The sequence below is a fragment of the Kosakonia oryziphila genome (assembly GCF_900094795.1).
In the GTDB taxonomy this organism is placed as follows: domain Bacteria; phylum Pseudomonadota; class Gammaproteobacteria; order Enterobacterales; family Enterobacteriaceae; genus Kosakonia; species Kosakonia oryziphila.
In genome coordinates this window covers 1-16,147 of sequence record NZ_FMBC01000052.1, presented here as the reverse complement: position 1 = coordinate 16,147, position 16,147 = coordinate 1, and the positions used below count along the sequence as shown (strand labels likewise).

Here is a 16,147-nt window from a genome sequence, read left to right as displayed (position 1 = left end):
TGGGGCTAAGCTTAAATAAGGAGCCTGACATGAACGAGACTTTACTTGATGAACAGCGCTGGCAGGCGGTGCTGGCGCGCAACCCGCAGGCTGATGGTCAGTTTGTTTTTGCAGTGCTGACTACCGGCATCTTCTGCCGCCCGTCCTGTCGCGCGCGCCACGCCCTGCGCCAGAATGTGCGTTTCTTCCCGGATGCCAATAGTGCTGTTGCTGCGGGTTTTCGCCCATGCAAACGTTGCCAGCCCGACAAAGCGCATCCGCAACAGCAGCGGCTGGATAAAGTGGCTACCGCTTGTCGATTGCTGGAGCAGGATACGCCTGTCACCCTCGATCAACTGGCGGCCAGTGTAGGCATCAGCCCGTATCATTTTCATCGTCTGTTCAAATCCGTGACCGGGATGACACCGAAAGCCTGGCAACAAGCCTTCCGCGCCCAGCGTCTGCGCAACACGCTGGCAAAGAGCGACACGGTGACCGATGCCGTGCTGGCGGCGGGGTTCCCCGACAGTAGCAGCTACTATCGCCAGGCGGATGCCGCGCTGGGAATGACGGCGCGCCAGTTTCGCCGTGGTGGTGACGATGCTGATATTCGTTACGCTCTGAGTGACTGTTCGCTGGGGCGCTGCCTGGTGGCAGAGAGCGAACGGGGCATCTGCGCCATTTTACTGGCTGACAGCGATGAACAACTGTTGGCAGAACTGAATACCATTTTTCCTCATGCCCGAAACGTGCAGGGTGATGAGACGATGCTTGCACGCGTCGCGCAGGTGATCCGCCGCCTTGATCGGGCGGATGCGCCATTCACATTGCCGCTGGATTTGCGCGGTACGGCTTTTCAGCTTCAGGTATGGCAGGCGCTGCGCGAGATCCCCGCTGGCGCAACGATCAGCTATCAGCGTCTTGCTCAGCAAATGGGCAATCCGGGTGCGGTGAGGGCGGTGGCCAGCGCCTGCGCAGCGAACAAACTGGCGATTATTATTCCTTGCCATCGAGTGGTTCGCGGCGATGGCGCACTCTCAGGTTATCGCTGGGGAATCGCGCGTAAAGCGCAACTGCTGCAACGAGAAGCGAAAAAAGAGGAGAGTTAATGCTCGATCTGTTTGCTGATGAAGAGCCCTGGCAGGAGTCACTGGCTCCCGGCGCGGTGGTGCTCCGCCGTTTTGCGTTGCCGCATGTGGAAGCGCTGATGCGTGGCATTGCCCTGGTGGTCAGCCAGTCGCCGCTGCGCCATATGGTCACGCCGGGCGGGTATACCATGTCCGTGGCGATGACCAATTGCGGCAGGCTAGGCTGGACAACTAATCAGTATGGTTATCTCTACGCGCCTGTCGATCCGCAAACGACTCAGCCGTGGCCGGAAATGCCGACTGCGTTCACGGCGTTATGTCATAAAGCCAGTGTTGCGGCGGGTTACCCCGAGTTTCGCCCGGATGCCTGCTTGATCAACCGTTACGCGCCTGGGGCGAAGTTATCGCTGCATCAGGATAAGGACGAACCTGATTTACACGCGCCGATTGTCTCTGTCTCGCTGGGCTTACCAGCTACTTTCCAGTTTGGTGGGCTGAAGCGTAACGATCCACTGCAACGATTGATGCTGGAACACGGCGATATTGTTGTGTGGGGCGGTGAATCACGGCTCTTTTATCATGGCATAGCACCGTTGAAAGCGGGCTATCATCCCGTGACTGGCGAGTGTCGTTACAACCTGACATTCCGCCAGGCAGGCAACAGCGAATAAAAATAAGAATTATTCTCGATGTACAGTAGTGGCCGTTTAAACTGCTGGCTGTTTTTGTTGACCGGGCCGTTGTTATGGAACTCCTTCTCCTTGTCTGGCGGCAGTATCGCTGGCCATTCGTGGCGGTACTGGCGCTCACCCTTGCCAGCGCCGCATTGGGCATCGGGCTGATCGCTTTTATTAACCAGCGTCTGATCGAAACCGTCGATATGTCATTGACTGTGCTGCCGGAATTTCTCGGCTTGCTGCTGCTGTTAATGGCGGTGACACTCGGCTCGCAACTGGCTCTGACCACGCTCGGCCATCATTTCGTTTACCGCCTGCGGAGTGAATTTATCAAACGGATCCTCGATACGCCGGTGGAGCGCATTAGTGGCTGGATCAGTTGAAGATGGCGAACTGAACAACGGCAAGCTCCTTAATCTGAAGCCCTCAAAAGGGCAGAAAAAGCGCGTGGCGTTGTTGCTGGCACTGGCAGAAGAACGCGATATTCTGCTGCTTGACGAATGGGCTGCCGATCAGGATCCCCATTTCCGCCGCGACTTCTACCAGGTGTTGTTGCCGCTGATGCAACAGATGGGGAAAACCATTTTTGCTATCAGCCACGACGATCACTACTTTACTCACGCCGAACGTCTACTGGAGATGCGCAATGGTCTGTTGACTGAGCTGGTCGGTGACGAGCGTGCGCAAGCTTCCCGTGACGCAGTCTCCCGCACTGCCTGAGCAATGCGTCCCCTTCGATCGAGGGGACATTCGCTCCTTTTTTCGCCAAACGCCCCAGCGCTTATTATTTTTTACAAAAGCTGCCGCTATGCTTAAGTCTATTCGGCCCCGGTTTCAGGGCGCTTTGCATTCAGGGAACGGCTAATGTCATTAAGCAAAAAAAACAGCGTCAAACTGCGCGAAGAGGAGCGTGCGCGCCTGATTTGGTTGCTGATCACCCATAAACCGCTTACCGCCTCGCTGCTCGGACAACTCACCCTCGCTGAGCAGGTTGACAGCGCCGCGCTGGAGCAGGATTTGGCGGAGGTTAACGCGCTGGTCTCCCATTTGCCGCCACCGGATCTCGCCGATACGCTGGAGGCCTTGCCAGTGGATGAGCGCCACGCATTATGGCGTCTGGTGAGCGATGATAAACGCGGTAAAGTACTGCTTGAAGCCTCGGAAAATGTCTGGGATGACCTGATTGATGAGATGAGCGACCGCGCACTGCTCGATGCGCTGCAAACGCTGGATATCGACGATCAAATCTGGCTGGTGCAGCATCTGCCGCGTAACCTGACCGGACGTTTAATGGCGACGTTACCGCGTGCAGAGCGTAACCGCATGCGGGAAGTGATGCGCTACGGCAAAAACTGCGTCGGCGCGATCATGGAGTTCGAGGTGATCACCGTGCGCTCTGAAGTGACGCTGGCGGCGGTTCAGCGCTATCTGCGACGGCTCGGCAAAATGCCAGACAACACCGACAAACTGTTTGTTATCGGCCGCGATAACCGGCTGATGGGTGAACTGGCGTTGCAAACCATTTTGCTCAATGCCGCCGGGAGGCGGGTCAGCGAAGTAATGGATGCGGATCCGGTGGCCTTTTCTCCGGAAGAGGACGCGGAAAAAGTGGCGCGAACCTTCGAGCGTGACAACCTGCTTAGCGCGGCAGTGGTCGATGATAACGGAATGTTGATAGGCCGTCTGACCATCGATGAGATCGTCAATGTGGTCTATGAAGAGACTGACAACGATTTGCGCAAGATGGGCGGTTTGAGCGCTGAAGAAGACGTGTTTGCTCCGGTAAGTAAAGCGGTAAAAACCCGCTGGGCGTGGCTGGCTATCAATTTATGTACGGCGTTTATCGCCTCGCGCGTGATCGACGGTTTTGAACACACCATTTCGCAACTGGTGGCGCTGGCGTCGTTGATGCCGATTGTCGCCGGGATTGGCGGTAATACCGGCAACCAAACGATTACCATGATTGTGCGCGCGCTGGCGCTACAAAACATTCAGCCGGGCAACCTTGCTTTCCTGATTATGCGTGAACTTGGCGTCGCGTTGATTAACGGTCTGGTGTGGGGCGGCATTATGGGCTGCATCACATGGTGGTTGTACGACGATGCGGCGCTGGGCGGTGTTATGACGCTGGCGATGGTGCTGAACTTGCTGATGGCGGCGTTAATGGGAGTATTGATCCCGATGATCATGACCCGGCTGGGGCGCGACCCGGCGGTTGGCTCCAGCGTGATGATTACCGCGATCACGGATACTGGCGGTTTCTTTATTTTCCTTGGGCTGGCGACGCTGTTTTTGCTGTAACGTTTGCTGCCTTATGCCACTTCGGCGGCGTAAGCGTCAGCATCATCGCATGAGGAATAAGCGCATCAGTCGCGCCGTATCCGTCAGGCTGAAGAGAATTTGAATCATCCCGCCAGTAAAACTGCCGGAATATATATTCCAGATTGTGTTGATTAACCTTGTGATCGATAACCAGAGAGACTGACCTCGCTGCCGCCGTTACCATCACAGGGCATTCCCCAAAAAAGATCGGCTCAGGCATAGCATTACCAAAGGTAACCAGGCTCACTTTTGGGTCGACACCTGCAATCACCGGGAAAGAGGCTACTTCCGGCATCAGTGCATTTGGCAAAGCGCAAAATAATAGCAGATTTTAACCGCTGTGGGTCAACAATAAGTGTTAAATCTAATCTGGAAAATCAACTTATTAGCAACATTTATACAATGAATATTTAATGTTTAAACATTATTTAAATCTCACTTCTTAAGTGCTACGTTAGGAGGGTTAACTACTTTACCCTCAATAAATGCGAATAAAACAGCACTAAAAGTAAGGCATTAATACCATGAAAAAAATGACTGCCAGGCTGTTTTCGATGGCTGTCGGGCTAAATGCTGTCTCAAAGGCAGCAAAAGTGTCCGCATCGAAAGAGCAGGAAACAGATGTGCTTTTAATCGGTGGTGGGATCATGAGTGCCACATTGGGTACCTGGCTTCAGGATCTCGAACCCGACTGGTCGATTACGATGGTGGAACGGCTGGATGCCTTGGCGGAAGAGAGCTCGAACGGCTGGAACAACGCCGGTACGGGCCATGCTGCTTTAATGGAGCTGAACTACACGCCACGCGCGGCCGATGGCACTGTCAGCATAAAAAAAGCAATTGAAATCAACGAAGCGTTCCGTATTTCTCGCCAGTTCTGGGCCCATCAGGTCAAAACTGGTGTGCTGCGCGAACCGCGCTCATTTATCAACACCGTACCGCATATGAGCCTCGTCTGGGGCGATGACAATGTGAACTTCCTGCGTGCTCGTTACAAAGCATTGCAGCAGTGTTCGCTGTTCCGTGGTATGCGCTATTCCGAAGATCCCGAGCAGATCAAACAGTGGGCGCCGCTGGTGATGGAAGGGCGTGATGCGAAGCAAAAAATCGCTGCTACCCGCACCGAGATTGGTACCGACGTTAACTTCGGTGAGCTGACGCGTCAGATGATTGGTTCATTACAGAAAAAAGAGAACTTCTCTTTGCAGTTGAGCACGGAAGTTCGCAGCCTAAAACGCAATGCCGATAACAGTTGGAGCGTGACGCTCAGTAACCTGAAAGGCGGCGGCGAGCGCGTGGTAAAAGCGAAATTTATCTTTATTGGCGCAGGTGGCGCGGCGCTGAAATTGCTGCAAGAATCCGGTATTCCAGAAGCGGCAGACTATGCCGGTTTCCCTGTTGGCGGCCAGTTCCTTGTGGCGGAGAACCCGGATGTGGTCAACCACCATCTGGCAAAAGTCTATGGTCAGGCGACCGTTGGCGCACCGCCGATGTCGGTTCCACATATTGATACCCGCATTATTGATGGTAAACGTGTGCTGTTGTTCGGACCGTTCGCGACCTTCTCGACACGTTTCCTGAAGAACGGCTCGCTGTGGGATCTGCTGCGATCTACCAACTCATCCAATATTCTGCCGATGTTGACGGTGGGGATGACCAACTTTAACTTGGTAAAATATCTGGTCAGCCAGGTACTGCAAAACGAAGATGACCGCTTTGATGCGTTGCGGGAATATTACCCGCTGGCGATGAAAGAGGACTGGCGTCTGTGGCAGGCGGGCCAGCGCGTACAGATCATCAAACGTGAAGCCGGGAAGGGCGGTGTACTGCGCCTCGGCACCGAAGTGGTGAGTGATAAAGAAGGTACCATTGCTGCGCTTCTGGGCGCCTCGCCGGGGGCGTCTACCGCGGCGCCGATTATGCTTGGGCTGATGGAAAAAGTGTTTACTGAACGCTTTGCTTCCGCAGCCTGGCAGGCGAAGCTAAAAGAGATCATTCCCTCTTTTGGTACGCAACTTAACGGCAATATTGAAGCTGCCGATGCCGAGTTGCGCTACACCAGCGAGATCCTTGGGTTGAAATGCGACGAGTCTATGGTGGCCGATGCCACGCCACCGGTGCAGAGGCCAACGACCCAGCCGCACAACGACGGCGAGACAGTTGCGGATATTGCGCTGTAATTGCCTTTCCCGAAAAAATAAAACCGTAACGGATGCGTTGCGGTTTTATTTACCTGCCAGTGATGGATGCCTGATATTTAGCAAAACTATTCCGGGCATTTAAAATGCCACGGAAGAGTAACTTAGCAGCCTTATTTTTTCTACCTGCCAGAAATCGTATTTCATACGCCACCAGCGCATCACAGCATCTTCCAAATGCTTGCCGTCCGGTTTTATAAACAGGGGCAGTGGCATGCCCGGATATTAATTCCGGGTAAGGCACGCGCGCTTCCCATAATGCCAGCCTTTCAGCACTCAATCTTGAGGATCATCTTGGCTTAGTGATCTGGCCTCAATCCCCGTTGTCAGCGGGTTACATCACCTTGTGGGCATGCCGCAGGTCACTACCGCTTAGGCTCTCCACCATCACACTCAGTGGGATTGTTGGAGTTCTCATCATGAGTTACCGGTTCCATATTCCAGGCAGCCACGTGGTTCATATTCGAGGTCTAAAGAAGCCACATATTTTTAGTGGTTATTTGTGATGCGCTTAATATTAAACCTAAGTTAAATGTATATCTTAAACATGTAAAGGTTGTGTGTTTTTTTGTTGCATTTTATTGCGTGGTTCATTGTTTGGCTCTTGAAATATTTTAATTGTGGCCTGGTTTCTGGGGACGATAATCAAGGAGTCATCAACATGTTTAATAACACATCACTCACTACTTCCCATCATGAATTAAGTTCGCCGATCCCCGCTGATCGGTCTTCCCCGCCCGTAATTCATGGCTTGTCCAATAATACCCTGGTTACTGATCTACAGAATTACGGACCGTTATCTACGTAAGTAACCGTCAGAAGCGCATTACAGGAACAGTGCATCACCCATTTTATAGGCGAATAGCATATAAGAGAGTCTAATATGAACAAAATCTATAGAACCAAATACAATGCCTCTCTCGGCATTTGGGTGGCAGTCAGCGAGATTTCCCGCTCACACGGCAAAACCGGTCCGTTAACGCACACGGGGGCGAGGGGCGTACCAGGCTTACCGCGGCAGTTGTTCAGGCTTTTTACGGCCTTACTGACGATGGGGGGATTGTTCACCGCCGGGCCCGTCTGGGCATCATGTTCAGGGGCAGGTGGAACCTACATCTGTTCCGGTGTCACTACCGTAAACCAGACGCTGACCGCCCCGACACTGAATGTGACGGCCGATACGACCTTCCAGAGTACGGTGAGCAACGCTGATGCGCTTAGCATTACCGCCAGCAGTGGGGATCTCTTCTTCACCCAGGCAGCAGGCAGCACCATCACTGCAACGATGACTGGGTCTTCTGTTGTAGCAAAAAATAACGGTACAGGCACCAGCATTCTCAATATTGACGGTACACTCTCTGGTGGCACTGTTGGGGTCAGCGCTGACAGCTATGGCAGTGCCCTTAACATTACCTCGGGGGTAACCAGCAATATCTCGGGGGGGGGGGGACTGGCATTAGTGCTATAAATGAGTCAGGCACCTCTACTGTCACCAGTAGCGGCACAGTAACGGGCTGGGGTGCAGGCGTTTATATGTATACGCCCGCAAACACAGGTGGATCAGATGTAACGTTCAATCAGGCGGCTGGTACCATCAATGCCAATCAATTCGGTCTTCTATTTTATAACTTGGGTACCGGCAGTAGCACTGTTAATCTCAGTGATGGTACCATTAATGCCACTTACGCGGGGATTGATGTAACGACGGGAAGTACAGTGACCGACACCACGCTGACCCAGAGCAGCAGCCACACGGTCAATAGTGCCAGCCGGGGTATTGAGCTAACGCACAACGGAACCGGAAACGCTAACATCACCCTTGCTGGTACCACTAATGCAGGTCTGGTTGGCGGATTCTTCGTTCTGCAAACTGGCTCAAGCGGCAATATGAACATTACCCAGACGGGGGGCTCTATAAGTGGAGGTGCCTGTGGGCTTCTGGTTCAGAATGGATCGCAAAGTGGCGCAATAAATATTAATACCTCGGGCAGCGTCATTGGGACGAACAGTAACGGTATCGGTGTTCTTGCAATGAGTCTGTTTACAGATAAGGCTCTGTCCCTTACGCAGAGTGGCGGCGATATCAGCGGTGGGAGCTACGGTGTATTTTTCTACAATTTAGGCCATGGTGCCGCCAATGTGACTCAGACCACCGGTAGCATTAGCGGTGCAGGAGGTGACGGCCTTTATATCACTAATGGTTATAACGGTTCTCCCGGGGGGACCGATATTACCGTTACTGTTGCTGATAGAATCAGTGGTACCCAGAACGGTATCAGCGTCTACAACTACGGCAGCGGCCAGACGAGCATAACCTCAAGCGGTATGATCCGCGGCGAGGGCACTACCGTTCCCAGCACTCAGAATCCCATCAGCGGTGATGGGATCTATGCTTTCAATGATGCCTCGGCCACCGATCTTGTCATCAGCCAGACTGCGGGCTCCATCCTCGGTAGCACAAACGGTATTGAGGCCATCAACAACGGCACCACCACCACCACCAGCATCGCGGGTACAGTGACCGGCGGCACTGGTGCGGGCATTGACACATCAGGTACGGCTAATACCGTGAGCATAATTCTCAACAGCGGCGCTCTCGTCTCAGCGACATCAGGCGTGGCGGTAAGGGATGGCGCAGGTAATGCCACGCTGACGATGAACAACGGTTCCAGACTGGTGGGGCAGGTATTGCTGGGCGAAGGTAACGATGCGATGATCATCAAGGGTACGGCGGATATCTCTGGTGCGACTGTGCTCGATGGCGGCAATAGCACAGATGCCGCTGTCACCGATATTCTCGGCACCGCCACCGCTGCGACTAACACCCTGACGTTTGAAAACACCTCCCAGAGCCTGGCCGGTTCAATTATGAAGAACTGGGAAACGGTCACGCTGACGGGGTCTGACGTCACCTTTAGCGGCGATGCGGCACTGGTTACCGGCTCCGGCAGCAGCCAGCAGGGGCTGGTTATCCAGAATTCCTCGACGCTGAGCAGCCCGGTTGCGCTTGATGTTACCGGAGATGTCAGTATTGATGCCACCTCAACCCTCAACCACAGCCTGGGCGGTACTCTCACCGGCAACGTAACCAATGCTGGTCTGATCAAGTGGCAGAACACCATACCCGGGCAGACACTGACCATCAACGGCAATTATACTGGTGAAACTGGCTCGTTGCTGGCGCTGAACACTGTACTGGGCGATGATAGTTCGGTTACCGACAAACTGGTGATAACCGGCGATAGTGCCGGGACTACCGCAGTCCGCGTTAGCAATGCAGGCGGTAGTGGTGCGCCGACCCTTAACGGGATCGAACTTATTCATATCAACGGTATTTCGAGTGGAGAGTTTACTCAGGCCGGGCGTATCGTTGCCGGGGCCTATGAATACTCGCTGGGGCGCGGTCAAGGGAGTAATAGCAGTAACTGGTATCTGACCAACCGGCGGATCACACAGATTCCGGTCATTGAGTCAGAGGTTAATACCCCCTCTGAGCAGACTTTCATCGTTGGAGATATCTCAGCACCGGATCTGCGGCCAGAAGGTGGCAGTTACACCGCGAACATGGCGGCGGCCAATACCCTGTTCAACACCCGTCTGCACGACCGGTTGGGGGAAACGCAATACATTGACGCACTGACTGGTGAGAAAAAGGTAACCAGCATGTGGTTGCGTCAGATCGGCGAACATAACAACTGGCATGACGGCAGCGGCCAGCTGAAAACCCAGGATAACCGCTATGTGATCCAGCTTGGTGGTGATGTGGCACAATGGTCGACAGACGGTCTGGATCGACTGCATCTGGGACTGATGGCTGGTTATGGTTATGGCAGCAGCCATACCCGTTCTTCGGTCACTGGCTACGGTTCAAAAGGTACGCTCGACGGCTATAGCCTCGGTGTTTATGCTACCTGGTACGCCAATGATGTCGACCACAATGGGCTGTATATTGACAGCTGGGCGCAGTATGGCTGGTTTAACAACCACGTCCACGGTGATGAACTGGCGCAGGAATCGTATAAATCCAGAGGGCTGACAGCATCCGTGGAAAGCGGCTATAGCTACAAACTGGGTGAGTTCGCGGGAAGTCTGGGTTCGCTGAATGCATGGTATATCCAGCCTCAGGCGCAAATTACCTGGATGGGCGTGAAGGCGGACGATCATCGAGAGGACAATGGTACCCTTGTACAGGGAGAGGGCGATGGCAATATCCAGACCCGCCTTGGCGTGAGGACCTATCTGAAGGGGCATAATAAGATGGATGACGAGAAGGGGCGTGAATTCCAGCCGTTTATCGAGGTCAACTGGCTGCACAATACACGCAACTTCGCCAGCCGAATGAATGGTGTTAGCATCAGCCAGGCTGGAGCGCGTAATCTGGGCGAAGTCAAACTGGGGGTGGAAGGTCAGATAAATCCGCATCTGAATCTGTGGGGCAATGTGGGGGTTCAGATCGGGGACAAGGGTTACAATGACAGCGTAGCTATGGTCGGTTTCAAAGTTAACTTCTGAGCTTGCAGGGCATTCAGTGTTAATGCATTTGCTTAGCGGTAACCATCCAGGGTGGTTACCGCATCAGATGATAAAGAGGGCACCGAAAAACGGTATCGTCGGGAAATGCGAGCCTGTCAGTAATTTTGTGGTGCGACACGAGGCTGTTCCTGTGATTGTTTCAGCCAGTATGTAGTAATAAGTGTGAAGAAACCTGCTGTCTCACCAGCAGTTCCCTGGGTGGCTGTACTAATAACACATATCAAAAGCAGTCCTACATACATGACCTACGAAAGCCACAGAAACAGAATAAGGTATCTCCAGTGAAAAAAGTCTTAATCCTAATGGTCGCCCTCATTGTACCTGTCATCGCGCGGGCTGAATTGTCATCCGGGCCGGAGCGTGACTCTTGTTTTAAACAGAATGAGGACATACCGGCCGCATATAACTGTTTATCGGCCAAAAAAGATGCCAGCAATAAAGCGCTGGATGCGCTGATAACTGATACTGTCAAGAGAATTAAAGCCAACAATATCGGCCCCTTTAACGGTAAAGAAACCAGCAAAGAAACATCCGGTGAAGTGTACAGCCGCCGTTTTCTGGATGCGCAAAAGACATGGAGGGATTACCGAACTCAACTTTGCCTGTCTGTAGCAACAGAACTTGACGAAGACGCATACGACTATCAGTCATATATTGACCAGTGCCAAATTAATCTGAATAAAAACCACTCAGCCGAAATTGCCCAGATGGGATTGCCACCAGCTAACTGAGTAAATCCCTCATACCTGCATCGGGAAAATTAGGTCATGGATGAGGTTATCATCCAGATGTTATCCGTTATGAATCTGGTGGGTTCAATGACGTTAGGATCCGGTTTTGAGATGCAACCAATTTAAATGCGGATCAAACCGGATCGGGAAGGTTGATACTTTTGCGCAAATGCGAGACTGTAATTTAAATTGTGTATCTGCCTGTTTTTGATATGTTCACTCCAACAACGGAGGCAGGCAAATTATGGACGAAAAGAAACTCAAAGCACTGGCGGCTTAACAGGCTAAAGGCCTTAAAACCGAAGCCGGCCTCAATCAGTTTTCCCGGATGCTGACGAAATTAACCGTCGAAACGGCGCTCAATGCTGAGCTCACCGACACCATCCCGGGCATGAGAAAAATACGCCCAAAACAGGTTCAAACACCCGCAATGGCTACTCGTCGAAAACACTGCTGTGCGATTACCGCGAGATCGAACTGAACACATCGAAATACCTTCGAACCCCAGCTGATTAAGAAGCATCAGACGCGCATCACGCAGATGGACAGCCAGATTTTAGCCCTGTATGTGTTTTACTTTGAGCAAATCGCAGGCATAAAAAAACCAGCCGTAATAGGCTGGTTTAGTTGGGGATTTTTGGTCGGCACGAGAGGATTTGAACCTCCGACCCCTGACACCCCATGACAGTGCGCTACCAGGCTGCGCTACGTGCCGACACGTTGGCGCTAATAGTACCCTTTTCGTTGCTGATTGCAAGCAGTGGGGCACCTAAGTGATTCATAATTAATCAATCAGTTAGCGATAAAACGTTTTTCATCCGTTAACACTTGCAGCAACAAACTGAGCTGCGGTTTCTGATCGCGGATCTTCTCGCCCTGTGCATTCCAGGTATGGTAATTGCCGTTAGGGCTCAGTACCAACGTCATCTCCGGCGTGGTTATCGCCAGCGTGTCGCCACCCGCAGCGGTGACCCAATTATGGCGGCGCGGCACGTTAAACAGATCCTGCCCCTGTGACCAGGCATTGGCTGGCGTGCTGACATGCAGCAGCCGTTGCATCAGCGTAGCCATCACATCTTTATGATCCGTCAGCGTATTGATGCGCTGCGCTGGTGTGCCCGGCCAGTGGATGACCAGCGGAACGTGCAGCCTGCTGCGCGACCATTCGAAACTATCGTCTGCCTGGCTTTCAGGGATGCCGTGGCCAGCGGTGATAATTACCACCGTATCGTCCAGCTTGCCGGCCGTGCGCAGCGCATCCAGCACGCGCCCAATTTGCACATCAACATCTGCCGCCGCACGGTTGTATTTACGGGCGAAGTTTGGCTGTGAACTGTCCAGAGATGCCGTGCCATTCAACGAAATCCACGAGAACCAGCGGTTATCATCCTGCGCGTAATGTTCAAGCCAGTTGATCCACTGCGAGGCGGTCTTCTCGTCACTTTGCGTTTGCGCGGCTGGCAATGAGAAATCGGAGAGCAGCGCCTGGCGGTAGAGCGGGCCGCTGAAGCCGTCCGAAGAGAACAAGCCAAGCTGGTAGCCTTGCTGGTTAAAGGCAGTAATCAGCGCAGCCGGAATACGTGCCGACAGTACGCCGTCCATGTAACCCGGCGAGATGCCGTAGAACAAGCCGAAATAGCCATTGTCGGCGGTGTTGCCGGAACTCATATGCTGCGTAAAGTTGACGTTTTGCTGCGCAAAGCTGGCCAGTTGCGGCATCTGTTTTTCATAACGCGAATAGTTGAGGCCATCAACGGTAATCAGCAGCACATTCTGACCAGAACCCATATCAGCGTAGCGCAGATCGCTTAAGGGATACTGTACGGAGACGGCTTCAGGGTTGCCTTGTTCTACCAGTCGGCGTTGATAATCCTGCGCATTCAGCAAACCGTGTTTTTCCAGAAAACGGCGCGCGGTCATAGGATAAGAGAGCGGCAGGTTAGCGCGCTGCATGGTAATCGGGCGGTAGAAATTGGCGTCGGCCCAAATATACATCATGTGCGTGGCGATAAAGGCGACGAAGAAAAAGGCGGCCAGTGGCTTGGCATAGTGACGACGGCGCGTCAGGCTGCGCAGCTTCTGCCAGCTCCAGGTGGCGAATAGCATCTCAATCAGCAGGATCACAGGCACGCTGATAAACATGAGCTGCCAGTCCCGCGCCATTTCGTTCTGGTCCGGGTTAATCACCAGTTCCCAGACAATGGGATTAAGATGCAGGTGGAAACGGGTAAATACTTCGCTGTCGATCAGCAGCAGCGTCATGCCCGCCGTCGCAAGGAGCGCGGACAACACGCGCATCAGGCGCTGCGACATAACAATAAACGTCAGCGGGAAGAGCACAAGCAAGTAGGTGGCGAACACCAGAAAGCTGAAATGCCCAACCACGCTGAGATAAGAATAGATACGCCCGGCGAGGGTAGTCGGCCAGTCGGCGACAAATAGATAACGGCTACCGAGAACGATGGACAACAAAATGTTGAACAACGCAAACCAGTGCCCCCAGCTTACCATCTGGGAGACTTTTTCACGGTAGCGCTGACGATTGGTCACCATAAACTGTCGATATTTTCCTTAATGCGCTTTGTCGTCGCCAATCGACGATTGTAACGCCTGAGCGAATGATTTTGCGATCGCCTGACGTTGAGCAGGGGCGATGCTGGTGTTGATCAGGTTCGTCACCATATTGCCCAGCACCATCAGGGAGAGATCGGTCGGGGCTTTGTGTTTTTCCAGTACGTTTGCCAGCTCACTGAGCAACTGTTCAACGTGTTCATCACTATAACGGGAGATTTGTGGCATAAATCGGAATCTGTTTACTCATGAAAGGGCAACATATTACCGTAGCAATCGCTTTTTTTCTGCTTTTTTATCAGCAGTTGCACAGTCGCGTTGGTGGTGGTTGAATACCGCCGTCTAAAAGGAGAGTTTATCATGAGTCTGGATATCAACCAGATTGCCCTGCACCAGCTTATCAAACGTGATGAGCAAACCCTTGAACTGGTGCTGCGCGATTCTTTGCTGGAACCGACCGCACCTGTCGAAGAGATGGTGGCGGAACTGCATCGGGTATACAGTGCCAAAAATAAAGCCTACGGTCTGTTTAACGAAGAGAGCGAACTGGCGCAGGCGCTGCGCCTTCAGCGTCGGGGTGAGGAGGAGTTCCTTGCTTTCAGCCGCGCGGCAACCGGGCGCTTGCGTGATGAACTGGCGAAATATCCGTTTGCCGATGGCGGTATTGTGCTGTTTTGCCACTACCGTTACCTGGCGGTGGAGTACCTGCTGGTGGCGGTGCTGAATAACTTAAGCAGCATGCGCGTCAATGAAAATCTCGACATCAGTTCGACACATTATCTCGATATTAATCATGCTGATATCGTGGCGCGCATTGATTTAACCGAGTGGGAGACCAATCCGGAATCAACCCGCTATCTGACCTTCCTGAAAGGGCGGGTAGGTCGCAAGGTCGCGGACTTCTTTATGGATTTCCTCGGTGCCAGCGAAGGGTTGAACGCGAAAGTGCAAAACCGCGGGCTGTTGCAGGCGGTAGACGACTTTACCGCGCAGGCCGAACTGGATAAATCAGAACGCCAGACAGTGCGCCAGCAGGTTTATACTTACTGCAATGAGCAGTTGCAGGCGGGTGAAGAGATTGAACTGGCATCGCTCTCTAAAGAGCTGGCGGGCGTCAGCGAAGTAAGCTTCGAAGAATTTACCGCAGGCCAGGGCTATGAGCTGGAAGAGAGTTTCCCGGCGGATCGCAGCACCCTGCGACAGCTGACCAAATTTGCCGGCAGCGGCGGCGGTCTGACGATCAACTTCGATGCCTTGCTGCTGGGCGAACGCATCTTCTGGGATCCGGCTACGGATACGCTGACCATTAAAGGCACGCCGCCGAACCTGCGCGATCAACTGCAACGTCGATTCACCGGCGGGAAGTAATCGGCTAAAACCTGCTCATTCGGGCAGGTTTTCTTTAATACGCACGACGTGAGCCGCCGTATGACTCAGCGAGCCGTTTATCAACGTTGATGAGGCATAAAAAAACCCGCCGGAGCGCTGAGGGATCCCCAGTAATGGGCGGGTAAAAAAAGACAGGCATAGAATTTTGTGATCTACTGATTGTGCAACCAATTCAATGAGATCACCTCTATGCCTGCTTATCGAGTATGTCAGAAATTCTTCCATAATGCTTTAGCCCCCTTTCACAAATACAGGCAAAATGCCTTGCTGGACGCTACTGTTGCTCTTACCAACGGTGCCTCTCTGACACTGACCAGTATTGGCCGTTATTTACCCGGCGCTGCTCAGGTTAAAAATAAAATTAAACGCGTAGATCGCTTACTGGGGAACGCGTCACTGCATCGCGATATTCCTCTTATTTTTAAAAATATTATCTCAATGCTGACGAACAGATTCTCTTTGTGCGTCGTCGCGGTAGACTGGAGCGGCTATCCCTCTCAGGAATTTCATGTCCTTCGTGCCAGTCTGATTTGTGATGGGCGCTCCATTCCATTACTGAGCTGGATTGTCCCTTCAAAAAAACAACAAAACGCCTGTATCCAGAAAGCGTTTCTTAACGCTCTTGCCGGGGCGATTAACCCGAAAGCACGGGTGATTAT

At 52.9% G+C, this 16,147-nt stretch carries 11 protein-coding genes, 1 tRNA gene and 4 pseudogenes; 11 read left to right on the top strand and 5 right to left on the bottom strand.

Features of this window, described 5'->3' with window-relative positions; all coding sequences use genetic code 11:
- Positions 1-29 precede the first annotated feature (29 nt).
- The 4 genes and pseudogenes from ada (at position 30) to mgtE (ending at position 4,045) form a co-directional block, all read left to right on the top strand.
- The gene (ada, locus tag GA0061070_RS20125; protein ID WP_090137800.1) at positions 30-1,088 is read left to right on the top strand and encodes a bifunctional DNA-binding transcriptional regulator/O6-methylguanine-DNA methyltransferase Ada; all 1,059 of its coding nucleotides are present in this window, start codon (positions 30-32) and stop codon (positions 1,086-1,088) included.
- Positions 1,088-1,738: a DNA oxidative demethylase AlkB gene (gene alkB / locus GA0061070_RS20120; protein WP_090137798.1), complete on the top strand. Its 651-nt coding sequence runs from the start codon at positions 1,088-1,090 to the stop codon at positions 1,736-1,738. The genes ada and alkB overlap by 1 nt, the downstream gene beginning before the upstream one ends.
- Before the next feature lie 74 nt (positions 1,739-1,812).
- Positions 1,813-2,464 (top strand): annotated as a pseudogene (locus GA0061070_RS20115) (hypothetical protein).
- A 144-nt stretch (positions 2,465-2,608) separates the two neighbouring features.
- Positions 2,609-4,045, top strand: coding sequence for a magnesium transporter (gene mgtE, locus GA0061070_RS20110; RefSeq protein WP_090137796.1), 1,437 nt, complete (start codon positions 2,609-2,611; stop codon positions 4,043-4,045).
- Positions 4,046-4,105: 60 nt separating this feature from the next.
- Here mgtE and GA0061070_RS20105 read toward each other — a convergent pair.
- Positions 4,106-4,367 (bottom strand): annotated as a pseudogene (locus GA0061070_RS20105) (SulP family inorganic anion transporter); the annotation flags it as partial.
- A 223-nt stretch (positions 4,368-4,590) separates the two neighbouring features.
- On the opposite strand from GA0061070_RS20105, the gene mqo reads away from it, so the two are divergent.
- The 5 genes and pseudogenes from mqo to GA0061070_RS20075 all read left to right on the top strand — a co-directional run.
- Positions 4,591-6,246: a malate dehydrogenase (quinone) gene (gene mqo / locus GA0061070_RS20100; RefSeq protein WP_090137792.1), complete on the top strand. Its 1,656-nt coding sequence runs from the start codon at positions 4,591-4,593 to the stop codon at positions 6,244-6,246.
- A 901-nt stretch (positions 6,247-7,147) separates the two neighbouring features.
- The gene (locus GA0061070_RS20090; RefSeq protein WP_090137789.1) at positions 7,148-7,732 is read left to right on the top strand and encodes an ESPR domain-containing protein; all 585 of its coding nucleotides are present in this window, start codon (positions 7,148-7,150) and stop codon (positions 7,730-7,732) included.
- A gap of 65 nt (positions 7,733-7,797) precedes the next feature.
- On the top strand, positions 7,798-10,776 hold the full coding sequence (locus GA0061070_RS25815) for an autotransporter outer membrane beta-barrel domain-containing protein (RefSeq protein WP_090137787.1): 2,979 nt from the start codon (positions 7,798-7,800) through the stop codon (positions 10,774-10,776).
- Positions 10,777-11,078: 302 nt separating this feature from the next.
- On the top strand, positions 11,079-11,528 hold the full coding sequence (locus GA0061070_RS20080) for a lysozyme inhibitor LprI family protein (protein ID WP_090137784.1): 450 nt from the start codon (positions 11,079-11,081) through the stop codon (positions 11,526-11,528).
- Between the two features lie 244 nt (positions 11,529-11,772).
- Positions 11,773-12,096 (top strand): annotated as a pseudogene (locus GA0061070_RS20075) (transposase); the annotation flags it as partial.
- A 70-nt stretch (positions 12,097-12,166) separates the two neighbouring features.
- Here the strand turns inward: GA0061070_RS20075 and GA0061070_RS20070 are convergent.
- From GA0061070_RS20070 to GA0061070_RS20060, 3 genes are all read right to left on the bottom strand, one after another.
- Positions 12,167-12,243, bottom strand: a tRNA-Pro gene (locus GA0061070_RS20070).
- Between the two features lie 77 nt (positions 12,244-12,320).
- A complete protein-coding gene (gene yejM, locus GA0061070_RS20065) occupies positions 12,321-14,081 on the bottom strand; it encodes an LPS biosynthesis-modulating metalloenzyme YejM (RefSeq protein WP_090137781.1) in 1,761 nt (586 codons plus the stop codon).
- Positions 14,082-14,099: 18 nt separating this feature from the next.
- Entirely contained in the window at positions 14,100-14,327 is a 228-nt protein-coding gene (locus GA0061070_RS20060; RefSeq protein WP_090137779.1) for a YejL family protein, read from the bottom strand.
- A gap of 132 nt (positions 14,328-14,459) precedes the next feature.
- On the opposite strand from GA0061070_RS20060, the gene yejK reads away from it, so the two are divergent.
- A complete protein-coding gene (yejK, locus tag GA0061070_RS20055; RefSeq protein WP_090137777.1) occupies positions 14,460-15,467 on the top strand; it encodes a nucleoid-associated protein YejK in 1,008 nt (335 codons plus the stop codon).
- A gap of 15 nt (positions 15,468-15,482) precedes the next feature.
- On the opposite strand, the gene GA0061070_RS25225 is transcribed toward yejK, so the two are convergent.
- Positions 15,483-15,713: a hypothetical protein gene (locus tag GA0061070_RS25225; protein WP_167353604.1), complete on the bottom strand. Its 231-nt coding sequence runs from the start codon at positions 15,711-15,713 to the stop codon at positions 15,483-15,485.
- Between GA0061070_RS25225 and GA0061070_RS20050 the strand changes: the two are divergent.
- Positions 15,678-16,147: pseudogene (locus tag GA0061070_RS20050) on the top strand (IS4 family transposase); the annotation flags it as partial. The gene GA0061070_RS25225 and the pseudogene GA0061070_RS20050 overlap by 36 nt on opposite strands.

Bases quoted from the DNA above. Each gene is read 5' to 3' on its own strand.
- ada (WP_090137800.1), top strand. From the start codon at position 30: ATGAACGAGACTTTACTTGATGAACAGCGCTGGCAGGCGGTGCTGGCG.
- alkB (WP_090137798.1), top strand. From the start codon at position 1,088: ATGCTCGATCTGTTTGCTGATGAAGAGCCCTGGCAGGAGTCACTGGCT.
- mgtE (WP_090137796.1), top strand. From the start codon at position 2,609: ATGTCATTAAGCAAAAAAAACAGCGTCAAACTGCGCGAAGAGGAGCGT.
- mqo (WP_090137792.1), top strand. From the start codon at position 4,591: ATGAAAAAAATGACTGCCAGGCTGTTTTCGATGGCTGTCGGGCTAAAT.
- GA0061070_RS20090 (WP_090137789.1), top strand. From the start codon at position 7,148: ATGAACAAAATCTATAGAACCAAATACAATGCCTCTCTCGGCATTTGG.
- GA0061070_RS25815 (WP_090137787.1), top strand. From the start codon at position 7,798: ATGTATACGCCCGCAAACACAGGTGGATCAGATGTAACGTTCAATCAG.
- yejM (WP_090137781.1), bottom strand. From the start codon at position 14,081: ATGGTGACCAATCGTCAGCGCTACCGTGAAAAAGTCTCCCAGATGGTA.
- GA0061070_RS20060 (WP_090137779.1), bottom strand. From the start codon at position 14,327: ATGCCACAAATCTCCCGTTATAGTGATGAACACGTTGAACAGTTGCTC.
- yejK (WP_090137777.1), top strand. From the start codon at position 14,460: ATGAGTCTGGATATCAACCAGATTGCCCTGCACCAGCTTATCAAACGT.
- GA0061070_RS25225 (WP_167353604.1), bottom strand. From the start codon at position 15,713: ATGGAAGAATTTCTGACATACTCGATAAGCAGGCATAGAGGTGATCTC.